This window comes from Symbiopectobacterium sp. Eva_TO (genome assembly GCF_053848865.1).
Map to the genome: position 1 here is coordinate 1,336,724 of NZ_JBSPEY010000004.1, position 22,105 is coordinate 1,358,828.

At 51.4% G+C, this 22,105-nt stretch carries 14 protein-coding genes, 6 tRNA genes, 3 rRNA genes and 5 pseudogenes; 3 read left to right on the forward strand and 25 right to left on the reverse strand.

Annotated elements, in window-relative coordinates; genetic code table 11:
* Nucleotides 1-45: 45 nt before the first annotated feature.
* The 10 genes from rplJ to ACWWJF_RS09040 form a co-directional block, all read right to left on the reverse strand.
* Entirely contained in the window at nt 46-543 is a 498-nt protein-coding gene (gene rplJ / locus ACWWJF_RS08995) for a 50S ribosomal protein L10 (protein WP_455871008.1), read from the reverse strand.
* A gap of 307 nt (nt 544-850) precedes the next feature.
* On the reverse strand, nt 851-1,555 hold the full coding sequence (gene rplA / locus ACWWJF_RS09000) for a 50S ribosomal protein L1 (protein WP_455869254.1): 705 nt from the start codon (nt 1,553-1,555) through the stop codon (nt 851-853).
* 3 nt (nt 1,556-1,558) lie between these two features.
* Entirely contained in the window at nt 1,559-1,987 is a 429-nt protein-coding gene (gene rplK, locus ACWWJF_RS09005) for a 50S ribosomal protein L11 (RefSeq protein ID WP_438815174.1), read from the reverse strand.
* Between the two features lie 152 nt (nt 1,988-2,139).
* Nucleotides 2,140-2,685 (reverse strand): transcription termination/antitermination protein NusG, encoded by a 546-nt coding sequence (gene nusG / locus ACWWJF_RS09010; RefSeq protein ID WP_222158935.1) that lies wholly within the window; start codon nt 2,683-2,685, stop codon nt 2,140-2,142.
* A 1-nt stretch (nt 2,686) separates the two neighbouring features.
* Nucleotides 2,687-3,070, reverse strand: a complete 384-nt coding sequence (gene secE, locus ACWWJF_RS09015) for a preprotein translocase subunit SecE (RefSeq protein WP_455869255.1) — start codon at nt 3,068-3,070, stop codon at nt 2,687-2,689.
* A 249-nt stretch (nt 3,071-3,319) separates the two neighbouring features.
* Complete coding sequence (tuf, locus tag ACWWJF_RS09020) at nt 3,320-4,504, reverse strand: elongation factor Tu (RefSeq protein ID WP_455868687.1); 1,185 nt, start codon at nt 4,502-4,504, stop codon at nt 3,320-3,322.
* A gap of 105 nt (nt 4,505-4,609) precedes the next feature.
* A tRNA-Thr gene (locus ACWWJF_RS09025) sits at nt 4,610-4,685 on the reverse strand.
* Between the two features lie 6 nt (nt 4,686-4,691).
* Nucleotides 4,692-4,766: transfer RNA gene (locus ACWWJF_RS09030), tRNA-Gly, on the reverse strand.
* 105 nt (nt 4,767-4,871) lie between these two features.
* Nucleotides 4,872-4,956, reverse strand: a tRNA-Tyr gene (locus ACWWJF_RS09035).
* A gap of 15 nt (nt 4,957-4,971) precedes the next feature.
* Nucleotides 4,972-5,047, reverse strand: a tRNA-Thr gene (locus ACWWJF_RS09040).
* Between the two features lie 363 nt (nt 5,048-5,410).
* On the opposite strand from ACWWJF_RS09040, the gene ACWWJF_RS09045 reads away from it, so the two are divergent.
* The 3 genes and pseudogenes from ACWWJF_RS09045 (at nt 5,411) to coaA (ending at nt 8,059) form a co-directional block, all read left to right on the forward strand.
* Complete coding sequence (locus ACWWJF_RS09045) at nt 5,411-5,959, forward strand: GNAT family N-acetyltransferase (protein ID WP_455871009.1); 549 nt, start codon at nt 5,411-5,413, stop codon at nt 5,957-5,959.
* A 68-nt stretch (nt 5,960-6,027) separates the two neighbouring features.
* A pseudogene (locus ACWWJF_RS09050) lies at nt 6,028-6,716 on the forward strand (IS1 family transposase).
* 392 nt (nt 6,717-7,108) lie between these two features.
* Nucleotides 7,109-8,059, forward strand: a complete 951-nt coding sequence (gene coaA, locus ACWWJF_RS09055) for a type I pantothenate kinase (RefSeq protein WP_455869256.1) — start codon at nt 7,109-7,111, stop codon at nt 8,057-8,059.
* A 37-nt stretch (nt 8,060-8,096) separates the two neighbouring features.
* Here the strand turns inward: coaA and birA are convergent, their stop codons facing one another.
* The 15 genes and pseudogenes from birA to ACWWJF_RS09130 all read right to left on the reverse strand — a co-directional run.
* Entirely contained in the window at nt 8,097-9,056 is a 960-nt protein-coding gene (gene birA, locus ACWWJF_RS09060) for a bifunctional biotin--[acetyl-CoA-carboxylase] ligase/biotin operon repressor BirA (RefSeq protein WP_455869257.1), read from the reverse strand.
* Nucleotides 9,053-10,090, reverse strand: coding sequence for a UDP-N-acetylmuramate dehydrogenase (gene murB / locus ACWWJF_RS09065; protein ID WP_455869258.1), 1,038 nt, complete (start codon nt 10,088-10,090; stop codon nt 9,053-9,055). Before murB ends, birA begins: the two co-directional genes overlap by 4 nt.
* Before the next feature lie 137 nt (nt 10,091-10,227).
* Nucleotides 10,228-11,396 (reverse strand): IS3 family transposase gene (locus tag ACWWJF_RS09070; RefSeq protein ID WP_455869259.1). Its coding sequence is split into 2 segments (ribosomal slippage): nt 10,228-11,141 and nt 11,141-11,396, totalling 1,170 coding nucleotides; the frame shifts between segments, so codons are not numbered across the junction.
* 145 nt (nt 11,397-11,541) lie between these two features.
* Nucleotides 11,542-11,657 (reverse strand): 5S ribosomal RNA (gene rrf / locus ACWWJF_RS09075).
* Between the two features lie 188 nt (nt 11,658-11,845).
* Nucleotides 11,846-14,752 (reverse strand): 23S ribosomal RNA (locus tag ACWWJF_RS09080).
* Nucleotides 14,753-14,924: 172 nt separating this feature from the next.
* Nucleotides 14,925-15,000: transfer RNA gene (locus ACWWJF_RS09085), tRNA-Ala, on the reverse strand.
* A gap of 104 nt (nt 15,001-15,104) precedes the next feature.
* A tRNA-Ile gene (locus tag ACWWJF_RS09090) sits at nt 15,105-15,181 on the reverse strand.
* Between the two features lie 75 nt (nt 15,182-15,256).
* Nucleotides 15,257-16,798 (reverse strand): 16S ribosomal RNA (locus tag ACWWJF_RS09095).
* Together the 16S, 23S and 5S rRNA genes with 2 tRNA genes alongside form the textbook arrangement of a ribosomal RNA operon.
* Before the next feature lie 455 nt (nt 16,799-17,253).
* Nucleotides 17,254-18,255, reverse strand: a complete 1,002-nt coding sequence (rbsR, locus tag ACWWJF_RS09100) for a ribose operon transcriptional repressor RbsR (RefSeq protein WP_455869260.1) — start codon at nt 18,253-18,255, stop codon at nt 17,254-17,256.
* A 3-nt stretch (nt 18,256-18,258) separates the two neighbouring features.
* Nucleotides 18,259-18,769: pseudogene (locus ACWWJF_RS09105) on the reverse strand (PfkB family carbohydrate kinase); the annotation flags it as partial.
* A 6-nt stretch (nt 18,770-18,775) separates the two neighbouring features.
* Entirely contained in the window at nt 18,776-19,021 is a 246-nt protein-coding gene (locus ACWWJF_RS09110) for an IS4 family transposase (RefSeq protein WP_455871010.1), read from the reverse strand.
* A 180-nt stretch (nt 19,022-19,201) separates the two neighbouring features.
* Nucleotides 19,202-19,657 (reverse strand): annotated as a pseudogene (locus ACWWJF_RS09115) (transposase); the annotation flags it as partial.
* Nucleotides 19,658-19,715: 58 nt separating this feature from the next.
* Complete coding sequence (locus tag ACWWJF_RS09120; RefSeq protein WP_455868660.1) at nt 19,716-20,756, reverse strand: IS481 family transposase; 1,041 nt, start codon at nt 20,754-20,756, stop codon at nt 19,716-19,718.
* Nucleotides 20,757-20,859: 103 nt separating this feature from the next.
* Nucleotides 20,860-21,495, reverse strand: a pseudogene (locus ACWWJF_RS09125) (IS4/Tn5 family transposase DNA-binding protein); the annotation flags it as partial.
* Between the two features lie 96 nt (nt 21,496-21,591).
* Nucleotides 21,592-22,047: pseudogene (locus tag ACWWJF_RS09130) on the reverse strand (PfkB family carbohydrate kinase); the annotation flags it as partial.
* Nucleotides 22,048-22,105 lie beyond the last annotated feature (58 nt).

Below are 22,105 nucleotides of genomic sequence, written 5' to 3' on the forward strand. Positions count from 1 at the left end.
GAAATAGTTTATACGTAAGCAAATGCGAAAACAGGAAAAGGGCGATTACGCCGCTTCTTTGTGATCGCGAACAGCTGCCAGAGTGCGGACCAGTTTGACTGCAGAGGCTTCTTTCATGGTCGCCATCAGGCGTGCAATTGCTTCTTCGTAAGTCGGCAGCGTTGCCAGACGGTCAATTTGAGCCGCCGGAATCAACTCACCTTCAAAGGCTGCAGCTTTAACCTCGAATTTTGCATTCGCTTTTGCGAACTCTTTGAACAGACGAGCAGCAGCGCCCGGGTGTTCCATAGAATATGCAATCAAGGTCGGACCAACAAACGTGCCTTTCAGGCATTCGAACTGAGTGCCTTCAACGACGCGACGCAGCAGGGTGTTGCGAACAACACGCATGTATACGCCAGCTTCACGACCTGCTTTACGCAGTTCAGTCATTTTATCTACGGTTACGCCACGAGAATCCGCAACAACCGCAGACAGCGCGCCTTTGGCCACTTCGCTGACTTCAGCAACAATCGCTTGTTTGTCTTGAAGATTTAATGCCATTAGCTTGTGCTCCTGGATATAGCCGGAATACATTTCCGGAACTCACTTCACCTGCAACCACATGGAAAACAGGCGTCAAAACACGGTGAGCAGAATCCAGTAAAAGAAAATTTTCTTTAGGCTCTGTCACCGTCTACGCAGGAAAATTAAGCTTCGCGTTCTTCAGGAAAACCCGAAAACGTTGAAGCACCTGCGGTCTTGGACGGAGGCCTGGATCAGGCCAGGCTCCAACCGAAAAAATCTGTTTCGTCCATTTAAGGACAATGGGCGTAATATTATACGTACATCTTTCGCCCAGGTAAAGCTATCAGTTAGCGACCGCGTTCAGGCCACTCTGATCAACGGCAACGCCAGCACCCATGGTGGTGGAGATGCTAACTTTCTTGATGTACACGCCTTTCGCTTGAGCTGGTTTGGCTTTTTTCAGCGCAATCAGCAAAGCTTCCAGGTTTTCTTTCAGTTTGTCAGCGTCGAAATCAACCTTACCGATGGTGGTGTGGATGATGCCGTTTTTGTCGTTACGGTAACTAACCTGACCGGCTTTCGCGTTTTTAACCGCTTCAGCAACGTTCGGCGTTACAGTACCAACTTTCGGGTTTGGCATCAGGCCACGTGGACCCAGAACCTGACCCAACTGGCCAACAACGCGCATTGCATCCGGAGAAGCAATAACCACGTCAAAGTTCATTTCGCCTTTCTTGATCTGGTCAGCCAGATCTTCCATACCTACCAGCTCTGCGCCAGCTGCTTTAGCAGCTTCAGCGTTTGCGCCTTGGGTAAATACGGCAACGCGAACGGAACGGCCAGTACCGTGCGGCAGTACAGTTGCGCCACGAACGTTCTGGTCAGATTTACGTGCGTCGATGCCCAGGTTTACGGCAACGTCAACGCTTTCAACAAACTTAGCAGTGGCCAGCTCTTTGAGCAGGGCTACAGCTTCGTTGATGTCATATTGTTTGGTAACATCAACTTTCTCACGGATCACGCGCATGCGCTTGGTCAGCTTAGCCATCTCTTAGTCCTCCACTACCAGGCCCATGGAACGAGCAGTACCCGCGATAGAACGCGCCATAGCGTCCACGTCGGCACCCGTCATGTCCGCCGCTTTGGTCTGGGCAATTTCCATAACCTGAGCGTGGGTCACTTTACCTACTTTGTCTTTGTTCGGCTTGCCAGAACCAGACTTGATACCAGCCGCTTTCTTCAGCAGAACTGCTGCCGGAGGCGTTTTGGTAACGAAGGTGAAGGAACGGTCGGAGTAAACGGTGATCACAACCGGAATCGGCAGACCTTTTTCCAGGCTTTCTGTTTTAGCATTGAATGCCTTACAGAATTCCATGATGTTCACACCTTGCTGACCCAGAGCAGGACCAACCGGCGGGCTCGGGTTAGCCATACCAGCTGCAACTTGCAGCTTGACGTAGGCTTGTACTTTCTTGGCCATTTAACTTTCCTCTAATGGGTAATAACGCCTTAAAAAGGCTCCCCGTGATTTTTGATTTTTTCAGATGACATAGCACCTAAAAACAAAAGGCGCGAAATAATAGATTAATTTCGCGCCAGATACAAGAATTTCTTTACGAACGACAGGCTATATCAGCCCTTTTCCACCTGGCCGAAATCCAGCTCAACAGGCGTAGCACGTCCGAAGATGGAGACCGACACTTTCAGGCGGCTTTTCTCGTAATCCACTTCTTCCACCACACCGTTGAAATCGGCAAACGGGCCGTCGTTGACGCGCACCATTTCGCCCGGTTCGAACAGCGTTTTCGGACGCGGCTTATCACCCACCTGTTGCAGGCGGTTCATGATAGCGTCAACTTCTTTGTCGCTGATTGGCGCAGGACGATCGGACGTACCGCCGATAAAGCCCATCACACGCGGAACGCTACGCACCAAGTGCCAGCTGGCGTCTTCCATTACCATCTGTACCAACACGTAGCCAGGGAAGAATTTGCGTTCGCTTTTACGACGTTGACCGCCACGAATCTCAACCACTTCCTCGGTCGGCACCATGACGTCGCCAAACAGCTCTTCCATGTTGTGCAATTTGATGTGCTCGCGCAGCGATTGTGCAACGCGGCCTTCAAAGCCGGAAAACGCCTGAACGACGTACCAACGTTTTTTTGGAGCTTCAGACATCTTAGAACCTCAGGCCTGTGATAAATGATATCAAACGGACTAGAATACCATCCAGCCCCCACAGAATCAGTGACATCACGGCAGTTACCGCGACAACGATCAACGTGGTATGCAGCGTTTCCTGGCGGGTTGGCCAAATCACTTTACGAACTTCAGTGCGCGCTTCGCGGGCAAAGGTCACCGTTGCTTTGCCTTTGGCGGTTAACAGTGCAACACCGCCTGCGGCAGCAATCAGGATAACAAAGGCCAATGCGCGAAGCGGCAGACTGTACCCGCGGTAGTAATAATTACCCACTATGGCAACAACGAGTAAAGCCGCCACAACCAGCCACTTGATCACTTCCAGGCCACGCCCACTACCCTGGGTCTCGGTATTTGCACTCATAAACCAACCTGTCACTCATGAATCAGACAAATAACTTTGCCCCGCAACGCAGGGCAAACCAAACCGACATGATGTTTCGCTCGCAGCGAAACTCGGCATCTACGCTGTAATCTACAGAGCCTATCTAACCACAGATTAGCAGGATTATACGCCACAATCCGTGATGAGATAGGTTCTACTGAGCGCAGCGTAGAAAAAGGGCATCAAATGATGCCCTTTTACTGCATGTTGAGTCAAATTTATCGGCGATTACGCCATAACTTTGGCAACAACACCTGCACCAACGGTACGGCCGCCTTCACGGATTGCGAAACGCAAACCGTCGTCCATCGCGATCGGGTGGATCAGGGTAACAACCATTTTGATGTTGTCGCCCGGCATTACCATTTCAACGCCTTCCGGCAGTTCAATGGTGCCCGTTACGTCAGTAGTACGGAAGTAGAACTGAGGACGGTAGCCTTTGAAGAACGGAGTATGACGGCCACCTTCATCTTTGCTCAGGATATACACTTCAGATTCGAACTTGGTGTGCGGCTTGATGGAGCCCGGCTTAGCCAGTACCTGACCACGTTCGATTTCTTCACGTTTGATACCACGCAGCAGAACACCAACGTTCTCACCCGCACGGCCTTCGTCCAGCAGTTTGCGGAACATTTCAACGCCAGTACAAGTCGATTTCGCAGTATCTTTGATACCAACGATTTCAACTTCTTCACCCACTTTAACGATACCGCGCTCTACACGACCGGTAACCACAGTACCACGGCCGGAGATGGAGAATACGTCTTCGATAGGCAGCAGGAACGGACGGTCAATCGCACGCTCTGGTTCTGGGATGTAGGAATCCAGATAGCCAGCCAGTTCGATGATTTTTGCTTCCCACTCAGCGTCGCCTTCCAGTGCTTTCAGCGCTGAACCACGAACGATCGGGGTATCATCACCCGGGAAGTCGTACTGAGACAGCAGCTCACGGACTTCCATTTCAACCAGTTCCAGCAGCTCTTCGTCATCAACCATGTCACATTTGTTCAGGAACACGATGATGTACGGAACGCCTACCTGACGACCCAGCAGGATGTGCTCACGAGTCTGCGGCATCGGGCCGTCAGTCGCAGCAACTACCAGGATCGCGCCGTCCATCTGGGCAGCACCGGTGATCATGTTTTTCACGTAGTCGGCGTGTCCCGGGCAGTCAACGTGTGCGTAGTGACGGGTCGGGGTGTCGTATTCAACGTGGGAGGTGTTGATGGTGATACCACGTGCTTTTTCTTCCGGCGCGTTATCGATCTGATCGAATGCGCGCGCGCTACCGCCGTAGGTTTTAGCCAGTACGGTGGTGATCGCTGCGGTCAGAGTGGTTTTACCATGGTCAACGTGGCCGATAGTACCGACGTTAACGTGCGGTTTAGTTCGTTCAAACTTTTCTTTAGACATCGACTGTCCCTCTAAGACATGGATAAATCGGTGATAGCACCACATTAACCAAGCTAACGCTTGACAAATATTTTACAGAAAGGAAATCAGGAGATGGAAAAGAAGTGGTGCTGATAGGCAGATTCGAACTGCCGACCTCACCCTTACCAAGGGTGCGCTCTACCAACTGAGCTATATCAGCACTTATTGGAGCGGGCAGTGGGAATCGAACCCACATCATCAGCTTGGAAGGCTGAGGTAATAGCCATTATACGATGCCCGCATCCTGAACTCGGCTACCTGATTTCTCTGTTGAAAGCTTCCGCCTTCGCCGACACGATGATTGCCTCGTCGCGTTGGTTAACCCATAACCTGTATGGCTTGAATTTGGTGGTGGGGGAAGGATTCGAACCTTCGAAGTCTGTGACGGCAGATTTACAGTCTGCTCCCTTTGGCCGCTCGGGAACCCCACCTAATTGTGTACTTGATGGTGCCGGCTGCCGGAATCGAACTGGCGACCTACTGATTACAAGTCAGTTGCTCTACCAACTGAGCTAAGCCGGCATCAAGTGCTGCGCATTCTAGGTAGAGCGAGCCACCTATGCAACAAAAAAATTGCTTAAAATGCGCTATCGCTTAGATTTTATCCAAATTCAAGCATGAATTCACGTATCATGCGATAAAATGCCTAAAGAACATCCAAATTCACGACCAATCCCGCACATTCTCCCCTGTCGTGCATTCTTTTTTCACAATGACGTCAGCACGATTCTGCACCAACAATGACCTTTTGCTCCAAGGTAACGCACCTTCTTCGCCATAAATATGTGTTTAACCGCGTTAACGACGTAAATCTGGCCTGGCATGTATCTTGCTATGTTTTAGTAAATAGGGTCAGAGAGGGCTTATTTCGCTGGAGGCTGCATGATGAAAATCGTTTTACTTAATGACACAACCCTTCCGGTTTACCGCACAGAGCTGGCAGACCTGTTGCTAGATGCGGTAATGCATGGCGCATCTGTTGGCTATGAGATGCCTTTGTCTCACGATACCGCAGCCAGCTATTTTCACGGATTACGCACCTCTCTGGTGGAAGGGACGCGTTTACTGTGGATTGCCCGTGATGCCCAAGGTATTATCGGAAGCGTGCAGCTTGAACTGTGCCAGAAAAGCAATGGGTTGAACCGGGCAGAGGTGCAAAAACTGCTGGCACACAGCCGCGCGCGTCGCCAGGGTATTGGCCGCAAACTACTGTCGGCGCTTGAAGCAACCTCCTTTGAGCTCAATCGTGGCCTGCTGTATCTGGATACTCAGGCGGGTTCTCCGGCAGAAGCCTTTTATCGCATGCAGGGATATCGCTATCTGGGGGAAATTCCTGATTATGCCAGTGCGCCCGACGGCAGCTATCATCCTACCGCCATCTACTACAAGCGCCTGTTTGTCGCCAATCGGATGACACCAGCCTTGGCAAGTTAATCGTTTCCTGGGTAATGCCTTCAAATAGTTGGCTTTTGTGATATTCTGCCGCTATTTGAGGTTTCCACGTGGTTACTGTTTTTGTTCATTGCCCTCGCTGCCATTCAGATAAAGTTTATCGACATGGCCTTAGTCCAACTAAGCGCGAACGCTTCCGGTGTCAGTGCTGTCGCCGTGTATTCCAGCTTACCTACCGCTATGAAGCGCGAAAGCCGGGAGTCAAAGAGCAGATCGTTGATATGGCCTTCAACGGTGCCGGTGTTCGCGATACCGCCAGAACGTTGAAAATCGGCATCAATACGGTCATCCGGGCTTTAAAAAGCTCTCGCCCCGCAGGATAACGTCTTCTCCCGTTGCTCACGCCGACGTCGCCCTTATCTGTGAACTTGATGAGCAATGGAGCTTCGTTGGCAGTCAGGCGCTACAGCACTGGTAGGCTTACAATACCAAAACGGGCGGTGTTCTGGCCTACACTTTTGGCCCCCGAACCGATGAGACCTGCCGTGAATTGCTGGCTCTGTTGACACCGTTCAACATCGGCATGATTACCAGTGACAACTGGGGCAGCTATGCAAGAGAGGTTCCGAAGCAGAAACATCTGACTGGCAAGATCTTCACGCAACGCATAGAGCGCAATAACCTGAAGCTCCGTACCCGCATTAAACGACTGGCGCGTAAAACGATTTGCTTCTCGCGCTCCGTCGAGATCCACGAAAAAGTCATCGGAGCCTTCATCGAAAAACACATGTTCTACTAATTGGAGTCATTACCGTTTCCTGACGCTATTGCGTCAGGAAATATCATATTGTTGTCTTCTTTTCTGCGTGTCCAACGTGTAACCTGCCTGACATCATATCGTTATACACATCTTTTGGCCATTTTTTGAACAGGATGCTCAGAACCCCGTGAATTAAGGCATTCAAGCCATCCCATTGGCTTTTTGAGGTTCAAAATGCCACTCTGAGATAAACCCGTAACTCATTGATTAAACAGTGCGTTAGAAAGATGTGTATAACGATATGGCCTGACATCTACTAATCGAATCACAACATTACCGTGTATGACCACCCGCGGCTTATACTTCCTGCTCATACAACACATGGGCAGTTTCGCCTCCAGGCAGGATGGTCTATAGGATAAATTGGACAGATGAGAGACAGCGAGCAACCTTTGGCAACACCCTACCTACACTTCGATCGCCATCAATGGGCTGCATTGCGCAATTCAGTGCCATTAACGCTGACAGAAGAAGAAATCATCCGGTTAAAAGGGATCAATGACGAGTTATCACTCGATGAAGTTGCCGAAATCTATCTGCCTTTATCACGTCTGCTTAATTTTTATATCGGCTCAAACCTGAGACGCCAGGCAGTATTGGAGCAATTTCTCGGCACTAACGGGCAGCGTATTCCCTATATTATTGGCATCGCAGGCAGCGTCGCGGTTGGCAAAAGTACTACCGCACGCGTATTGCAGGCGTTGCTAAGCCGATGGCCTGAGCATCGTCGAGTTGAATTGATCACCACAGATGGTTTTTTACATTCCAAACAGGTGCTTAAAGACAGGAACCTAATGCAGAAAAAAGGTTTTCCTGAATCTTACGATATTCATAGTCTGATGAAATTTGTGTCGGATATAAAATCGGGGGCTAAAAAAGTCACTGCACCAATATATTCACACCTGACTTACGATATCGTGCCAAACAGTAATAAAGTGGTGGAGCAACCGGATATTCTTATCCTTGAAGGATTAAACGTTCTGCAAAGTGGAATCGATTATCCGCACGCACAACCACGCACTTTTATTTCTGATTTTATTGATTTTTCTATATATGTTGACGCATCGGAAGAATTATTAAAATCCTGGTATATAAACCGGTTTTTGAAATTCCGCCTGGGTGCATTTTCCGATCCTAATTCTTATTTTCACGAGTATGCAAAATTAACGGAAGAGCAAGCGGTGACAATTGCGACCAAAATTTGGCGTGATATCAATGAACCTAACTTGCACCAAAATATTTTGCCTACCCGTGAGCGCGCCAGTTTGATTATGACCAAAAACGCTAATCATGCCGTTGACTATGTACGTTTGAGAAAATAGCAATATTACAAGACAGTGGGGGAATTCCCCCTACTGGCTATTTGCCACGCAGTGAGATTTCGCCACCAATGTAGGCTTTAATCTCGCCGTTCTCTTCAAGTAACAGCGCGCCCTGCTCATCAATTCCGCGTTCAATCCCATGGATCTCGCGTTCGCCCATAATCAATTTCACCGGGCGATTATAGTAATTATCGATGGCTTGCCAGCGAGGGATGAACGAACGTAGTCCGCCTTGCTCAAACACTTCCAGCGCGTTACTCAATTCAGTGATAAGCGTAGCGGCCAAAATATTACGATCGATATCGATCCCGGCTTCTTGCAGGTTGATCCATTCCTGCGTCACGCCTTGCCCCGAAGAGGCCCGCATCCGCAAGTTGATGCCAATACCGATCACTAACTGCGCCGCATCTCCCGTTTTTCCCATCAGCTCAACCAGAATCCCGGCCAGTTTGCGATCGTGCATATAGAGATCGTTGGGCCATTTGACTTTGACATCATGTGCACCGAGACGATGCAGCACTTCTGCAATCACGATACCAATAGCCAGGCTCACCCCCACCGCAGCGGCAGGCCCCTGCTCCAAGCGCCAAAACATGGAGAGGTAAAGGTTAGCGCCAAACGGTGATTGCCACTGACGCCCGCGACGACCACGACCAGCCTGCTGGTACTCTGCCACGCACGCATCACCAGAGTGCAAGCTTTCCAGCCGGTCGAGCAGATACTGGTTGGTCGAATCAATGACAGGCAGTACCGCAACGTTATTTGTTGGGAGTGCGGCACGAATAACATTCTCATCGAGCAATTGCATCGGTTCAGGCAAGCTGTACCCTTTCCCTGTAACGGGAAACACATCCAGTCCCAACTCTCTGATGGTTTGGATATGTTTGTTAATCCCTGCCCGGCTCATTCCCAACAGTTCACCGAGGTATTCACCTGAGTAAAATTCACCGTCGGAAAGGATCTTGATAAGCGTTAAAGGGACGCGGATATCTTTCATGACAGCACATCTGTCGCGCTTACTTCACCCGTTGAAGCAATAAAGCGCACTTCCGGCTCAAGCCAGAGTGCAAATGTCTCTGCGACGCTATTACGCACATAACGCGCCAGCGCAACGATATCGCCACTCGTCGCCTCATCAAGGTTGACCAGCACCAGAGCCTGCTGCTGCTGAACCACCGCACCGCCAATGCGGTGTCCTTTTAACTGGCACTGGTCGATAAGCCAGCCAGCAGCAAATTTAACCGTACCATCGGGCTGCGGATAGTGTGGTGCATTGAGATAGCGCATCAAGATAGCCTGTGCTTGCTCGGCGCTAACGACGGGATTTTTGAAAAAACTGCCCGCATTTCCCATCAGCGCCGGATCGGGTAATTTCTTACGCCGCATCGCACATACCGTAGTAAAAATAGCATCAGGCGTCGCGGTTGCAGGATCGAGCAGCGCCAAATCACCATAGCCCAACAAAGGCACCCAGGACTTAGTCAGATGCAGACCTACTGCAATAATGGCAAATCCCTGGCGGTATTCATGCTTAAAGATACTTTCACGATAGCCAAACTGGCACTGCTCAGCACTGAGGCGGGTCACCTGATTGAGGGTAAGATCCAAGACATCGACATATGCGCAAAACTGCTTAAACTCAGCGCCATAAGCGCCAATATTCTGGATGGGAGCCGAGCCGACACAGCCAGGGATCAGCGCCAGATTTTCCAGGCCCGACACGCCCTGTTGCAGTGTATACTCGACCAGATGATGCCAGTTCTCACCGGCACCCACGTGCAGATGCCATCCGCGATCATCTTCAGCAATCTCAATCCCTTTTATGCGGTTAACAATGACAGTCCCTGCAAAATCTTCCAAAAACAGGACATTGCTACCCTCCCCCACAATCAACACCGGTTTATTCTGTTCATTCGCATGACGCCAGGAAGCAACCAACGAATCCGGTGTATCGGCGCAGACGATCTCATCGGCATAAACGGGCAAAGAGAAGGTATGGTATGGCTTAAGGGATGTGACACTGCTCGTCATCAGAACGTACTCTCCAGATTGAATACGCCGTAGTTTACCCGATCCCGCACGCCAAATCTCTACGGTACGCGGGCATCTTCGCTCCCTGAGAGAGCAATGAAAGGTGAGCCATTCCTGATGATAAAAACCTGTAGTGGTCAACTAATATTGGCCACCGCATTAGACTGTATGTAGAACAGTCGCTCAGATTCGTTTGGAGTTAAGCCGCCGTTATACCAGTGAGGCCGGATAGCGCTGTAATACCCCGTGATGTAGCGGATAATCGCGTCCTGGGCTTCGCTGAAGCTGTTGTAACCCTTTGTCGGCACCCATTCTGTCTTCAGGCTGCGGAAGAACCGCTCCATTGGCGCATTATCCCAGCAGTTACCCCGCCGACTCATACTCTGCTTTATCCGGCAGCGCCACAGGGCTTGCCGGTATTGACGGCTGGTATAGTGGCTGCCCTGGTCGCTGTGGAACATGACTCCTGTTGGTTGTCCCCGGAGTTCCCAGGCCATCTGCAACGCTTTAACTGTCAGCGCCGAGTCCGGCGACGTCGACATGGCCCAGCCCACCGGTTTGCGGGCGAACAGATCTAGCACCACCGCAAGGTAAGCCCAGCATTTGCCCGTCCAGATGTAGGTCACATCGCCGCACCAGACCTGATCCGGCGCGGTAACCGCGAACTGGCGGTTGAGATAGTTCGGTATTTCAACGTGTTCATTGCCGCCGCGTTTGTATTTGTGAGCCGGTCGCTGGCAGCTGGCGATACCCAGCTCCTTCATCAGCTTGCCAGCCAGCCAGCGCCCCATTTTGACACCGGAGCTGCCGGTGACGATGGTCGCGATACTTCGAGCGCCGGCAGAGCCGCCGCTGGCGTTCCAGGCTTCCATGACGCGGCTACACTTAACCACGCGCTCACCGTCGGGTTCATTAGCGGAAGCCTGCCAGTGCCTGTAGCTGCTGCGATGTACCTCAAAAATTTGGCACAACGCCGTGACCGGGTATCGCGCCCTCAGCCTGTCGACTACCGTGAACCGTTGAGTGAGTCCGACATTAAGAGCGCCGTAGCCTTTTTTAGGATTTCGTTCTCCATTTCAAGGCATTGGACTTTTTTCTTCATCTCACGCAGCTCGAGCTGTTCAGGGGTAAGAGGAAGTCCCGTTGGCGTTTTTCCCTGTCGTTCAAGGCGAAGCTTATTGACCCAGCGACTAATGGCAGAATGGCTGACATTAACCGCCTCTGCGGCCTTAACGTATGTGTAGCCGTGGTCGACAACCAGCTTTGCGGCTTCGAGCTTAAATTCCGCCGTAAAATGTTTACCCATGAGGTCACCTGTCGTGTTGATGAGGTGAGCATATCACCTCCGCTCAGGTGGCCAGTATCAGTGTGCCACTACAACCCCATACCACCAGAGACTACGCACAGCAAAAAGGGCTGTCCTTCCGGACAGCCCCTTCGCTATATTAAAAGCCTGGCAGTTCCCTACTCTCACATGGGGAAGCCCCACACTACCATCGGCGCTACGGCGTTTCACTTCTGAGTTCGGCATGGGGTCAGGTGGGACCACCGCGCTATCGCCGCCAGGCATATTCTGTTTCACATCCACCGCCTCTCAGCCATGAATGCCAATCTGTCAACAAGCTGAATTTAACGAGCACGTGATTGTTCGTATCATCCTGATACTCACCCCTTCGGGGCCAGCGCTCCGCGCTGTTCAAAATCGTTCCACACGATTTTCTCTCTCAATAAACACCAAAACATCTTCGGCGTTGTAAGGTTAAGCCTCACAGGTCATTAGTACTGGTTAGCTCAATGCATCGCTGCACTTACACACCCAACCTATCTACGTCGTCGTCTTCAACGGCCTTTCAGCGTCCTCTAGGGACAAGGGAGAACTCATCTCGGGGCAAGTTTCGTGCTTAGATGCTTTCAGCACTTATCTCTTCCGCACGTAGCTACCGGGCAATGCCATTGGCATGACAACCCGAACACCAGTGGTCCGTTCACTCCGGTCCTCTCGTACTAGGAGCAACCCCCCTCAATTCTCCAACGCCCACGGCAGATAGGGACCGAACTGTCTCACGACGTTCTAAACCCAGCTCGCGTACCACTTTAAATGGCGAACAGCCATACCCTTGGGACCTACTTCAGCCCCAGGATGTGATGAGCCGACATCGAGGTGCCAAACACCGCCGTCGATATGAACTCTTGGGCGGTATCAGCCTGTTATCCCCGGAGTACCTTTTATCCGTTGAGCGATGGCCCTTCCATTCAGAACCACCGGATCACTAAGACCTACTTTCGTACCTGCTCGAGCCGTCACTCTCGCAGTCAAGCTAGCTTATGCCTTTGCACTAACCTCCTGATGTCCGACCAGGATTAGCTAACCTTCGTGCTCCTCCGTTACTCTTTGGGAGGAGACCGCCCCAGTCAAACTACCCACCAGACACTGTCCCCAGCCCAGATTATGGGCCCAGGTTAGAACATCAAACATTAAAGGGTGGTATTTCAAGGTTGGCTCCATGCAGACTAGCGTCCACACTTCAAAGCCTCCCACCTATCCTACACATCAAGGCTCAAGGTTCAGTGTCAAGCTATAGTAAAGGTTCACGGGGTCTTTCCGTCTTGCCGCGGGTACACTGCATCTTCACAGCGAGTTCAATTTCACTGAGTCTCGGGTGGAGACAGCCTGGCCATCATTACGCCATTCGTGCAGGTCGGAACTTACCCGACAAGGAATTTCGCTACCTTAGGACCGTTATAGTTACGGCCGCCGTTTACTGGGGCTTCGAGCAAGAGCTTCTCCTTACGGATAACCCCATCAATTAACCTTCCAGCACCGGGCAGGCGTCACACCGTATACGTCCACTTTCGTGTTTGCACAGTGCTGTGTTTTTATTAAACAGTTGCAGCCAGCTGGTATCTGCGACTGCGCAAAGCTTCAGGAGCAAATCCCTACACCTCGCACAGCGTGCCTTCTCCCGAAGTTACGGCACCATTTTGCCTAGTTCCTTCACCCGAGTTCTCTCAAGCGCCTTGGTATTCTCTACCTGACCACCTGTGTCGGTTTGGGGTACGATTCAATGTTACCTGATGCTTAGAGGCTTTTCCTGGAAGCTGGGCATCTGTCACTTCAGTACCGTAGTACCTCGTCATCACGCCTCAGTGTTAACAGTGACCCGGATTTACCAAAGTCACCCACCTACACGCTTAAACCGGGACAACCGTCGCCCGGATGACATAGCCTTCTCCGTCCCCCCTTCGCAGTAACACCAAGTACAGGAATATTAACCTGTTTCCCATCGACTACGCCTTTCGGCCTCGCCTTAGGGGTCGACTCACCCTGCCCCGATTAACGTTGGACAGGAACCCTTGGTCTTCCGGCGAGCGGGCTTTTCACCCGCTTTATCGTTACTTATGTCAGCATTCGCACTTCTGATACCTCCAGCAAACCTCACAGTTCACCTTCAACGGCTTACAGAACGCTCCCCTACCCAACAACGCCTAAGCGTCGCTGCCGCAGCTTCGGTGCATGGTTTAGCCCCGTTACATCTTCCGCGCAGGCCGACTCGACCAGTGAGCTATTACGCTTTCTTTAAATGATGGCTGCTTCTAAGCCAACATCCTGGCTGTCTATGCCTTCCCACATCGTTTCCCACTTAACCATGACTTTGGGACCTTAGCTGGCGGTCTGGGTTGTTTCCCTCTTCACGACGAACGTTAGCACCCGCCGTGTGTCTCCCGTGATAACATTCTTCGGTATTCGTAGTTTGCATCGGGTTGGTAAGTCGGGATGACCCCCTAGCCGAAACAGTGCTCTACCCCCGAAGATGGATTCACGAGGCGCTACCTAAATAGCTTTCGGGGAGAACCAGCTATCTCCCGGTTTGATTGGCCTTTCACCCCCAGCCACAAGTCATCCGCTAATTTTTCAACATTAGTCGGTTCGGTCCTCCAGTTAGTGTTACCCAACCTTCAACCTGCCCATGGCTAGATCACCGGGTTTCGGGTCTATACCCTGCAACTTAACGCCCAGTTAAGACTCGGTTTCCCTGCGGCTCCCCTATGCGGTTAACCTTGCTACAGAATATAAGTCGCTGACCCATTATACAAAAGGTACGCAGTCACACCCCGAAGGATGCTCCCACTGCTTGTACGTACACGGTTTCAGGTTCTATTTCACTCCCCTCGCCGGGGTTCTTTTCGCCTTTCCCTCACGGTACTGGTTCACTATCGGTCAGTCAGGAGTATTTAGCCTTGGAGGATGGTCCCCCCATATTCAGACAGGATAACACGTGTCCCGCCCTACTCATCGAGCTCACAACCTGTGCGTCTTCGTGTACGGGACTATCACCCTTTACTGTGCGACTTTCCAGACGCTTCCACTGACACACAAGCTGATTCAGACTCTGGGCTCTTCCCCGTTCGCTCGCCGCTACTGGGGGAATCTCGGTTGATTTCTTTTCCTCGGGGTACTGAGATGTTTCAGTTCCCCCGGTTCGCCTCATGCCACTATGTATTCATGACATGATAGTGCAACGAATTGCACTGGGTTTCCCCATTCGGGTATCGTCGGTTGTAACGCTTCATATCAGCTTGCCGACGCTTTTCGCAGATTAGCACGCCCTTCATCGCCTCTGACTGCCTAGGCATCCACCGTGTACGCTTATTCACTTAACCTCACAACCCGAAAATGTCTCGGGTGTGAAAGCTTGAGAGAATCACAATATTGGTAGTGAGCCAATATTGCTCGTTTCAATTTTCAGCTTGTTCCAGATTGTTAAAGAGCAAAATACTTCGCAGCATACTGTCAAACAGTACACTCTGAAGTATTGGGTATCGAGACGATAGATGGTGGAGCTATGCGGGATCGAACCGCAGACCTCCTGCGTGCAAAGCAGGCGCTCTCCCAGCTGAGCTATAGCCCCATAGAATAGTAAACCTTTGCCAAATCGCTCTCAGGCAAGGCGCGAGTTCGCGAAGCATACATCAGTATGCGAGTGGGCGAGCAACGCAGCATTGAGAACGATTTTGGTAGGCCTGAGTGGACTTGAACCACCGACCTCACCCTTATCAGGGGTGCGCTCTAACCACCTGAGCTACAAGCCTATAAGGTCTTCTAACCGCTCGATTTCTTTCATCAGACAATCTGTGTGAACACTTCACAGAATCAGTATCATTAGGTAAGGAGGTGATCCAACCGCAGGTTCCCCTACGGTTACCTTGTTACGACTTCACCCCAGTCATGAATCACAAAGTGGTAAGCGCCCTCCCGAAGGTTAAGCTACCTACTTCTTTTGCAACCCACTCCCATGGTGTGACGGGCGGTGTGTACAAGGCCCGGGAACGTATTCACCGTAGCATTCTGATCTACGATTACTAGCGATTCCGACTTCATGGAGTCGAGTTGCAGACTCCAATCCGGACTACGACGTACTTTATGAGGTCCGCTTGCTCTCGCGAGGTCGCTTCTCTTTGTATACGCCATTGTAGCACGTGTGTAGCCCTACTCGTAAGGGCCATGATGACTTGACGTCATCCCCACCTTCCTCCAGTTTATCACTGGCAGTCTCCTTTGAGTTCCCGACCGAATCGCTGGCAACAAAGCATAAGGGTTGCGCTCGTTGCGGGACTTAACCCAACATTTCACAACACGAGCTGACGACAGCCATGCAGCACCTGTCTCAGAGTTCCCGAAGGCACTAAAGCATCTCTGCTAAATTCTCTGGATGTCAAGAGTAGGTAAGGTTCTTCGCGTTGCATCGAATTAAACCACATGCTCCACCGCTTGTGCGGGCCCCCGTCAATTCATTTGAGTTTTAACCTTGCGGCCGTACTCCCCAGGCGGTCGATTTAACGCGTTAGCTCCGGAAGCCACGCCTCAAGGGCACAACCTCCAAATCGACATCGTTTACAGCGTGGACTACCAGGGTATCTAATCCTGTTTGCTCCCCACGCTTTCGCACCTGAGCGTCAGTCTTCGTCCAGGGGGCCGCCTTCGCCACCGGTATTCCTCCAGATCTCTACGCATTTCACCGCTACACCTGGAATTCTACCCCCCTCTACGAGACTCTAGCTTGCCAGTTTTGAATGCAGTTCCCAGGTTAAGCCCGGGGATTTCACATCCAACTTAACAAACCGCCTGCGTGCGCTTTACGCCCAGTCATTCCGATTAACGCTTGCACCCTCCGTATTACCGCGGCTGCTGGCACGGAGTTAGCCGGTGCTTCTTCTGCGAGTAACGTCAATCAGCAAGGTTATTAACCTTACTGCCTTCCTCCTCGCTGAAAGTGCTTTACAACCCGAAGGCCTTCTTCACACACGCGGCATGGCTGCATCAGGCTTGCGCCCATTGTGCAATATTCCCCACTGCTGCCTCCCGTAGGAGTCTGGACCGTGTCTCAGTTCCAGTGTGGCTGGTCATCCTCTCAGACCAGCTAGGGATCGTCGCCTAGGTGAGCCGTTACCCCACCTACTAGCTAATCCCATCTGGGCACATCTGATGGCGTGAGGCCCGAAGGTCCCCCACTTTGGTCTTGCGACGTTATGCGGTATTAGCTACCGTTTCCAGTAGTTATCCCCCTCCATCAGGCAGTTTCCCAGACACTACTCACCCGTCCGCCGCTCGTCACCCGGGGAGCAAGCTCCCTTGTGCTACCGCTCGACTTGCATGTGTTAGGCCTGCCGCCAGCGTTCAATCTGAGCCATGATCAAACTCTTCAATTTAAAGTTTGATTTGCTTCTACTCGAGAAGCGATGCTCAAAGAATTATTACTGTTAGTTCGTAATGAATTAACTGTTGTTCACTCTTCAAGACTTTTATTTTTTAAGCCCTGAGGCTTTACGATAAAGTCCTGTGAGTGCCCACACAGATTGTCTGATTAATTGTTAAAGAGCGTTGCCACATCTACCGTGGCGCGGGAGGCGTATATTACGCTGCACCGCTGAAAAGTCAACGTTAATTTTTCAATTTCGCGTTTAACTTTCCGACTGTTACCGCAACCGCGTGTCGCTGTTGCCGTGTCAGTGGAGGCGCAGTATAGACACTTCTCGCGCCCTGACAAGGGCTAATTTCAATTTTATTTCCGAGTGGGTGTTTTTTCGGCGAATCGCATAGCAAACCAGCATAGATGACGCTATTTCATCCCAATAACCCCATTTTACTGCGTCGTAAATCCCATTTACCGATGAGCCACCGACTCGCGCATCACCAACTCTGGCGTTAATACCAGTACCGTTGGCTCGGTTTCAGGATGTTCCAAACGGTATAACAACGTATCCACCGCCAGTTCCCCCAATTCATCTTTAGGTTGATGAATCGTCGTTAACGGTGGAGACATATAACGCGCCAGTTCGATATCGTCATAACCCACCACGGCCATATCCCTTGGAATAGAGAATCCTGCCTGATAGAGCGCGTGATAAACCCCAACCGCCATCGCATCGTTATTACAGAACACAGCATCCGGCCTTTGCGCCAGCGACAGCAGTTTACGCATCGCTTGGTATCCGGTTTCAAACTCGAAATCCCCTAACACCACGTAGTCATCAGGAACGGGCAAACCTGCACGCTGCATCGCCTGCCGATAGCCTAACAGTCGGTTATAGGCCGTTGTTTTATCTTGTGGGCCAGCGATACAGGCGATATTGCGGTAACCGCTATCGATCAGATGGCGGGTTGCAATATCTCCGCCAAGCAGAGAATTGTCCTTGATAACATCACTCACGCCTTCAAACGGCGACCAGTCCATCATCACCAGTGGAATTGACGGGTAACGGCTAATGGTCTCCGATGAAGGGCGGTGGTTCTCGGTACACATCAGTAACAAGCCATCAACCCGCTTTTGCATCAAGGTTTCCAGGCTACGGTCCAGGCGGTTGTGGTCGCCTTCTGTATTACACAGGATCAGGCTATACCCGCGCTCATAGCAACTGCGTTCAACGCCACGCACCACTTCAGCATAAAATGGGTTACTACTGGCCGTTAGCAACATACCGATAGTTTGCGTCTGATTGATCTTCAAACTGCGCGCCAGCGCAGACGGTGCGTAGTTGAGAGAATCAACTGCCGCCAATACCCGCTCGCGCACCGTGTCACTAACAAAGCGATTATTATTGATTACATGTGAAACGGTTGACGTCGACACGCCCGCCAGGCGAGCAACATCCTTCATTGTGGCCACATATCACCCCTGAGAGTGTAAAAATGCGTCGATCTCATTGCGCCACGGCACAGAGGACTGAGCACCAGCACGAGTTACCGCAATGGCAGCGGCAGCATGAGCAAATTTCACGGCGGTTTGCATCGGTTGATTTTCCAAAAGTGCAGTGACCAGCGCACCATTAAAGGTATCGCCCGCCGCAATCGTATCTACGGCCTGAACCTGGAAACCGCGAATACGCTGACCTTCCCCGTTTTCACTCAGCCATACGCCGCGACTACCCAATGTAATCAGCACGGTAGTAATTGCCTTTATTATTCAACAGTTGTGCAGCCTGTGCGGCATCTTGCTCGTTCTGCACGGTGACACCGGTCAGACGCTGCGCTTCCGTTTCATTCGGCGTAATAATATCCACCAGCGCCAGCAGTTCATCCGGCAAGTAACAGGCGGGAGCCGGGTTTAAAATTACACGCGTTTGGTGCTGATGCGCCAACTGAGCAGCGGCAATAACGGTCTCCAACGGGGACTCAAGCTCACCTCGTTATACACATCTCTGTTCGTGCCTGAGCGCGCGTAGCGTTTCGGCGGCCGTCATGACTTTCTGCAAGCCTTTCCTGATAGTTTTTGCGCCTGGTTCACCGTCGCCTTTTCGAGCAAGAAAGCCTCCGAGTTGCGCAACTAAGCGCAATACTTCGTTTAGCTTAGGGCGGCCCTTGGGCATACGCTTGTTCATCAGTAGGTAAGCTCCATGAGTCTCGTCGGAATCAAAGAACAACATTGCGCCCAGCTCTGGACCATATCGTTATACACATCTTTCTAACGCACTGTTTAATCAATGAGTTACGGGTTTATCTCAGAGTGGCATTTTGAACCTCAAAAAGCCAATGGGATGGCTTGAATGCCTTAATTCACGGGGTTCTGAGCATCCTGTTCAAAAAATGGCCAAAAGATGTGTATAACGATATGGCTCTGGACAGGTTCGTCCCATACGCATTAAATAGGCGATGCGCCATGCCACGATCATGAACAGCGCCAATGCCCGCTCAATGCGATCCACGGTCGATAACTGTAACGCTTCGACACAGCAGCCGTTCTTCAGCACATTGAAGAACATCTCGATTTCCCATCTAGCCCGATACCAGTCGATCAGCTCCACGATATCTTCTCGTCCTTCAGGTACGCGATTGCTCAGCAACCGCCACTCGACCGGCTTCACGCCTGCTGGCGGCTCAATTTCCTTGGCTATCACACAAGTCACTGCCAACCCGCAACGCAGCGACACTCGCTTCACGCGCAGCGCCTGTTTCACCGTACGCGCCTTCTGCCCCGCGCGAGCCGCCATAACGAATTGGATTTCTCCCACCGGCACGGTCTTTCCAACCTTCTGCCAAAGCTTCTCATTACAGTCCAGACTGCGATTATGTGTATTAGCTCAGACCTGATCTGACAGTTACCGGTTATTTATACAGGTGTCTGTCAGATTAAATCTGGTTCAGATTTTTTTCTGCCCAGACTCGTTTACCATCAAGTAACGTGGCCATTGGCGTACGCCCGCAGCACATTTTACCCTGATGAGTTCGCTCATTATTGTAATGCCACAACCAGTTGTCCAGATCCTTTTGTAGACTTTCTAGGTCCTCGTATAACGTCTTACGGAACGCAACCTGATAAAAATCCTGCAAAATAGTTTTATGGAAGCGCTCGCAGATACCGTTTGTCTGCGGAGACATCGCTTTCGTTTTCGTATGGTCTATATCGTTGATAGCCAAGTACAGCTGATAGTCATGTTGTTCCACTTTACCGCAGTACTCCGTCCCTCTGTCGGTCAGTATTCTTAGCATTGGCAGCCCCTGAGCTTCGTAGAACGGCAGCACGCGATCATTGAGCAGGTCGGCGGCAGAGATCGGTGCTTTACTCGTGTAAAGCTTGCAGTGCGCCACTTTCGAGTACGTATCCACGAACGTCTGCTGGTAGATACGGCCAACACCTTTCAGATTACCCACGTAGAAGGTGTCCTGCGACCCCAGATAACCCGGGTGAGCAGTCTCTATTTCACCACAGGCTTCGTCGTCGTGCGCCTTCTTCTCCAGTGCAGCGATTTGAGCATCAGTAAGTACGATGCCTTCTCTGGCAACTTTTTCCTCAAGTGCCTTCAGGCGCTTACGAAAGTTTTCCAGATCGTGTCGTTGCCAAATGGAGCGCACACCGCTGCCAGAAATGAAGACGCCTTTTTTACGCAGCTCATTACTGGTCCGGTGCTGGCCATGAGCCGGGAACTCAATGGCGTAATCAACAACCGCACGTTCAGTGGCTTCATCAGCACGGTTTTTCAGGTTGGGAACCCGGCGGTTTTGGTTAACCAGAGCGTCAATGCCGCCTTCTGCCGCCAGTTCCTGATAGCGATAAAACGTGTCGCGTGACACCCCCATGATTTTACAGGCTTTTGATACGTTACCGAGTTCTTCGGCGAGATTGAGCAGGCCGGCTTTGTGTTTGATGATGGGATTGTTAGTATGAAGCATGAGAGTTACCTCGTGTTTTGTATAAGGATTCGACACCCATATCAAAACCGGTAACTCTCAACCTTTCAAGGTCCAGTGTCAGATCAAGTCGCGACTAATACAGATTATGAGTCGAGCGGATCAACCAGTCAGCCGGAGTGCCAAGGTCATCAGCTAGCTGCATCAACGCCTTGATATCCGCTTCGCGATCGGCTAAGTACACCAGACGTGTGTTTGGCAACTCCGAGGCGAGTTCAGCAACTCGCTCGTATCCCTCGAGCCAGCGCGTACTCTCCTTGAGCCCATCGCGTTTTCCGTCTGCATCCTTCGGCTCTCTTGCCCACATCCACGCATCCAGTACGCCCAACCCCACGCGATCCGGACTGACCGCGTAGGTCGGATGCAGGTACAGACCACGCCTGGCTTCGTAGTTCAAGGGACTCAAGCCTTGGATTTGCTGCCCGTTGAAGTCAAGCTCGGTAGTGTCTTGGATACACAGCACAACCTCGTGTTCTCGGATCCTTTCCTGCGTACGCTGCCAGTGAGGTTGCAGAATGTCTCGCCATTCGAATGCTTGGTTCTCCATGAAGCGGTAAGCACCCAGCGTCTCAGACCATCCGAGGCACGCATGCGGAATGCTGGCTTGCGGATTCTCAGCCAGCCGTATCAAAAGCCCTTTGGCACGCTTATTGAGCCTCGTGTCACCAAGATTTACCCCTTCCAGTTCTTGGTGTGCCCAGCCATCTGAATCCCGTGTCATTTTTCAGCGCCGTAAATGGCGATAGTACACGTCGGTTTCACTTCATTTACAACCCCACCGGCTGCCTATTTCAGCCCGCTAACCCTTGGTATATAAGGCGTTGCGGACTTGTGTATAACGAGGTGACTCAAGCTGCATTAATAAAGCAGAAGCATCAATGATTTTTTGACGGTGACGCGTCAGAACATCGGGAGTGATAGCCGCATTGGCACCCGCGTTAATGCCAATCATATTCTCAGCGTCGCCATTCACAAAAATCAGCGCAACGCCCGTGGTTTCATTGGCAACGGTTTCAACAGCAGAAACGTCTATCTGATAACGAGACAACTGCTCGCGAATACGGGCACCAATATCATCCTCACCCACGCCAGCGATAAATGCGATATCGGCACCACTGCGCCCGGCAGCGACCGCCTGATTGGCACCTTTACCACCAAAAGCGACCTGATATTGCTTACCGATCACCGTTTCGCCCGGTTGAGGGAAGTGTGCCAGATTGAGGATATGGTCGGCATTAATACTGCCCAACACCACGAGTTTGCCCGTTTTCATAAAATCGCCCCAAAAGTGATTAAAAGCGCCGCCTTGTTCCGGCGGCGCTGCTTGTCGT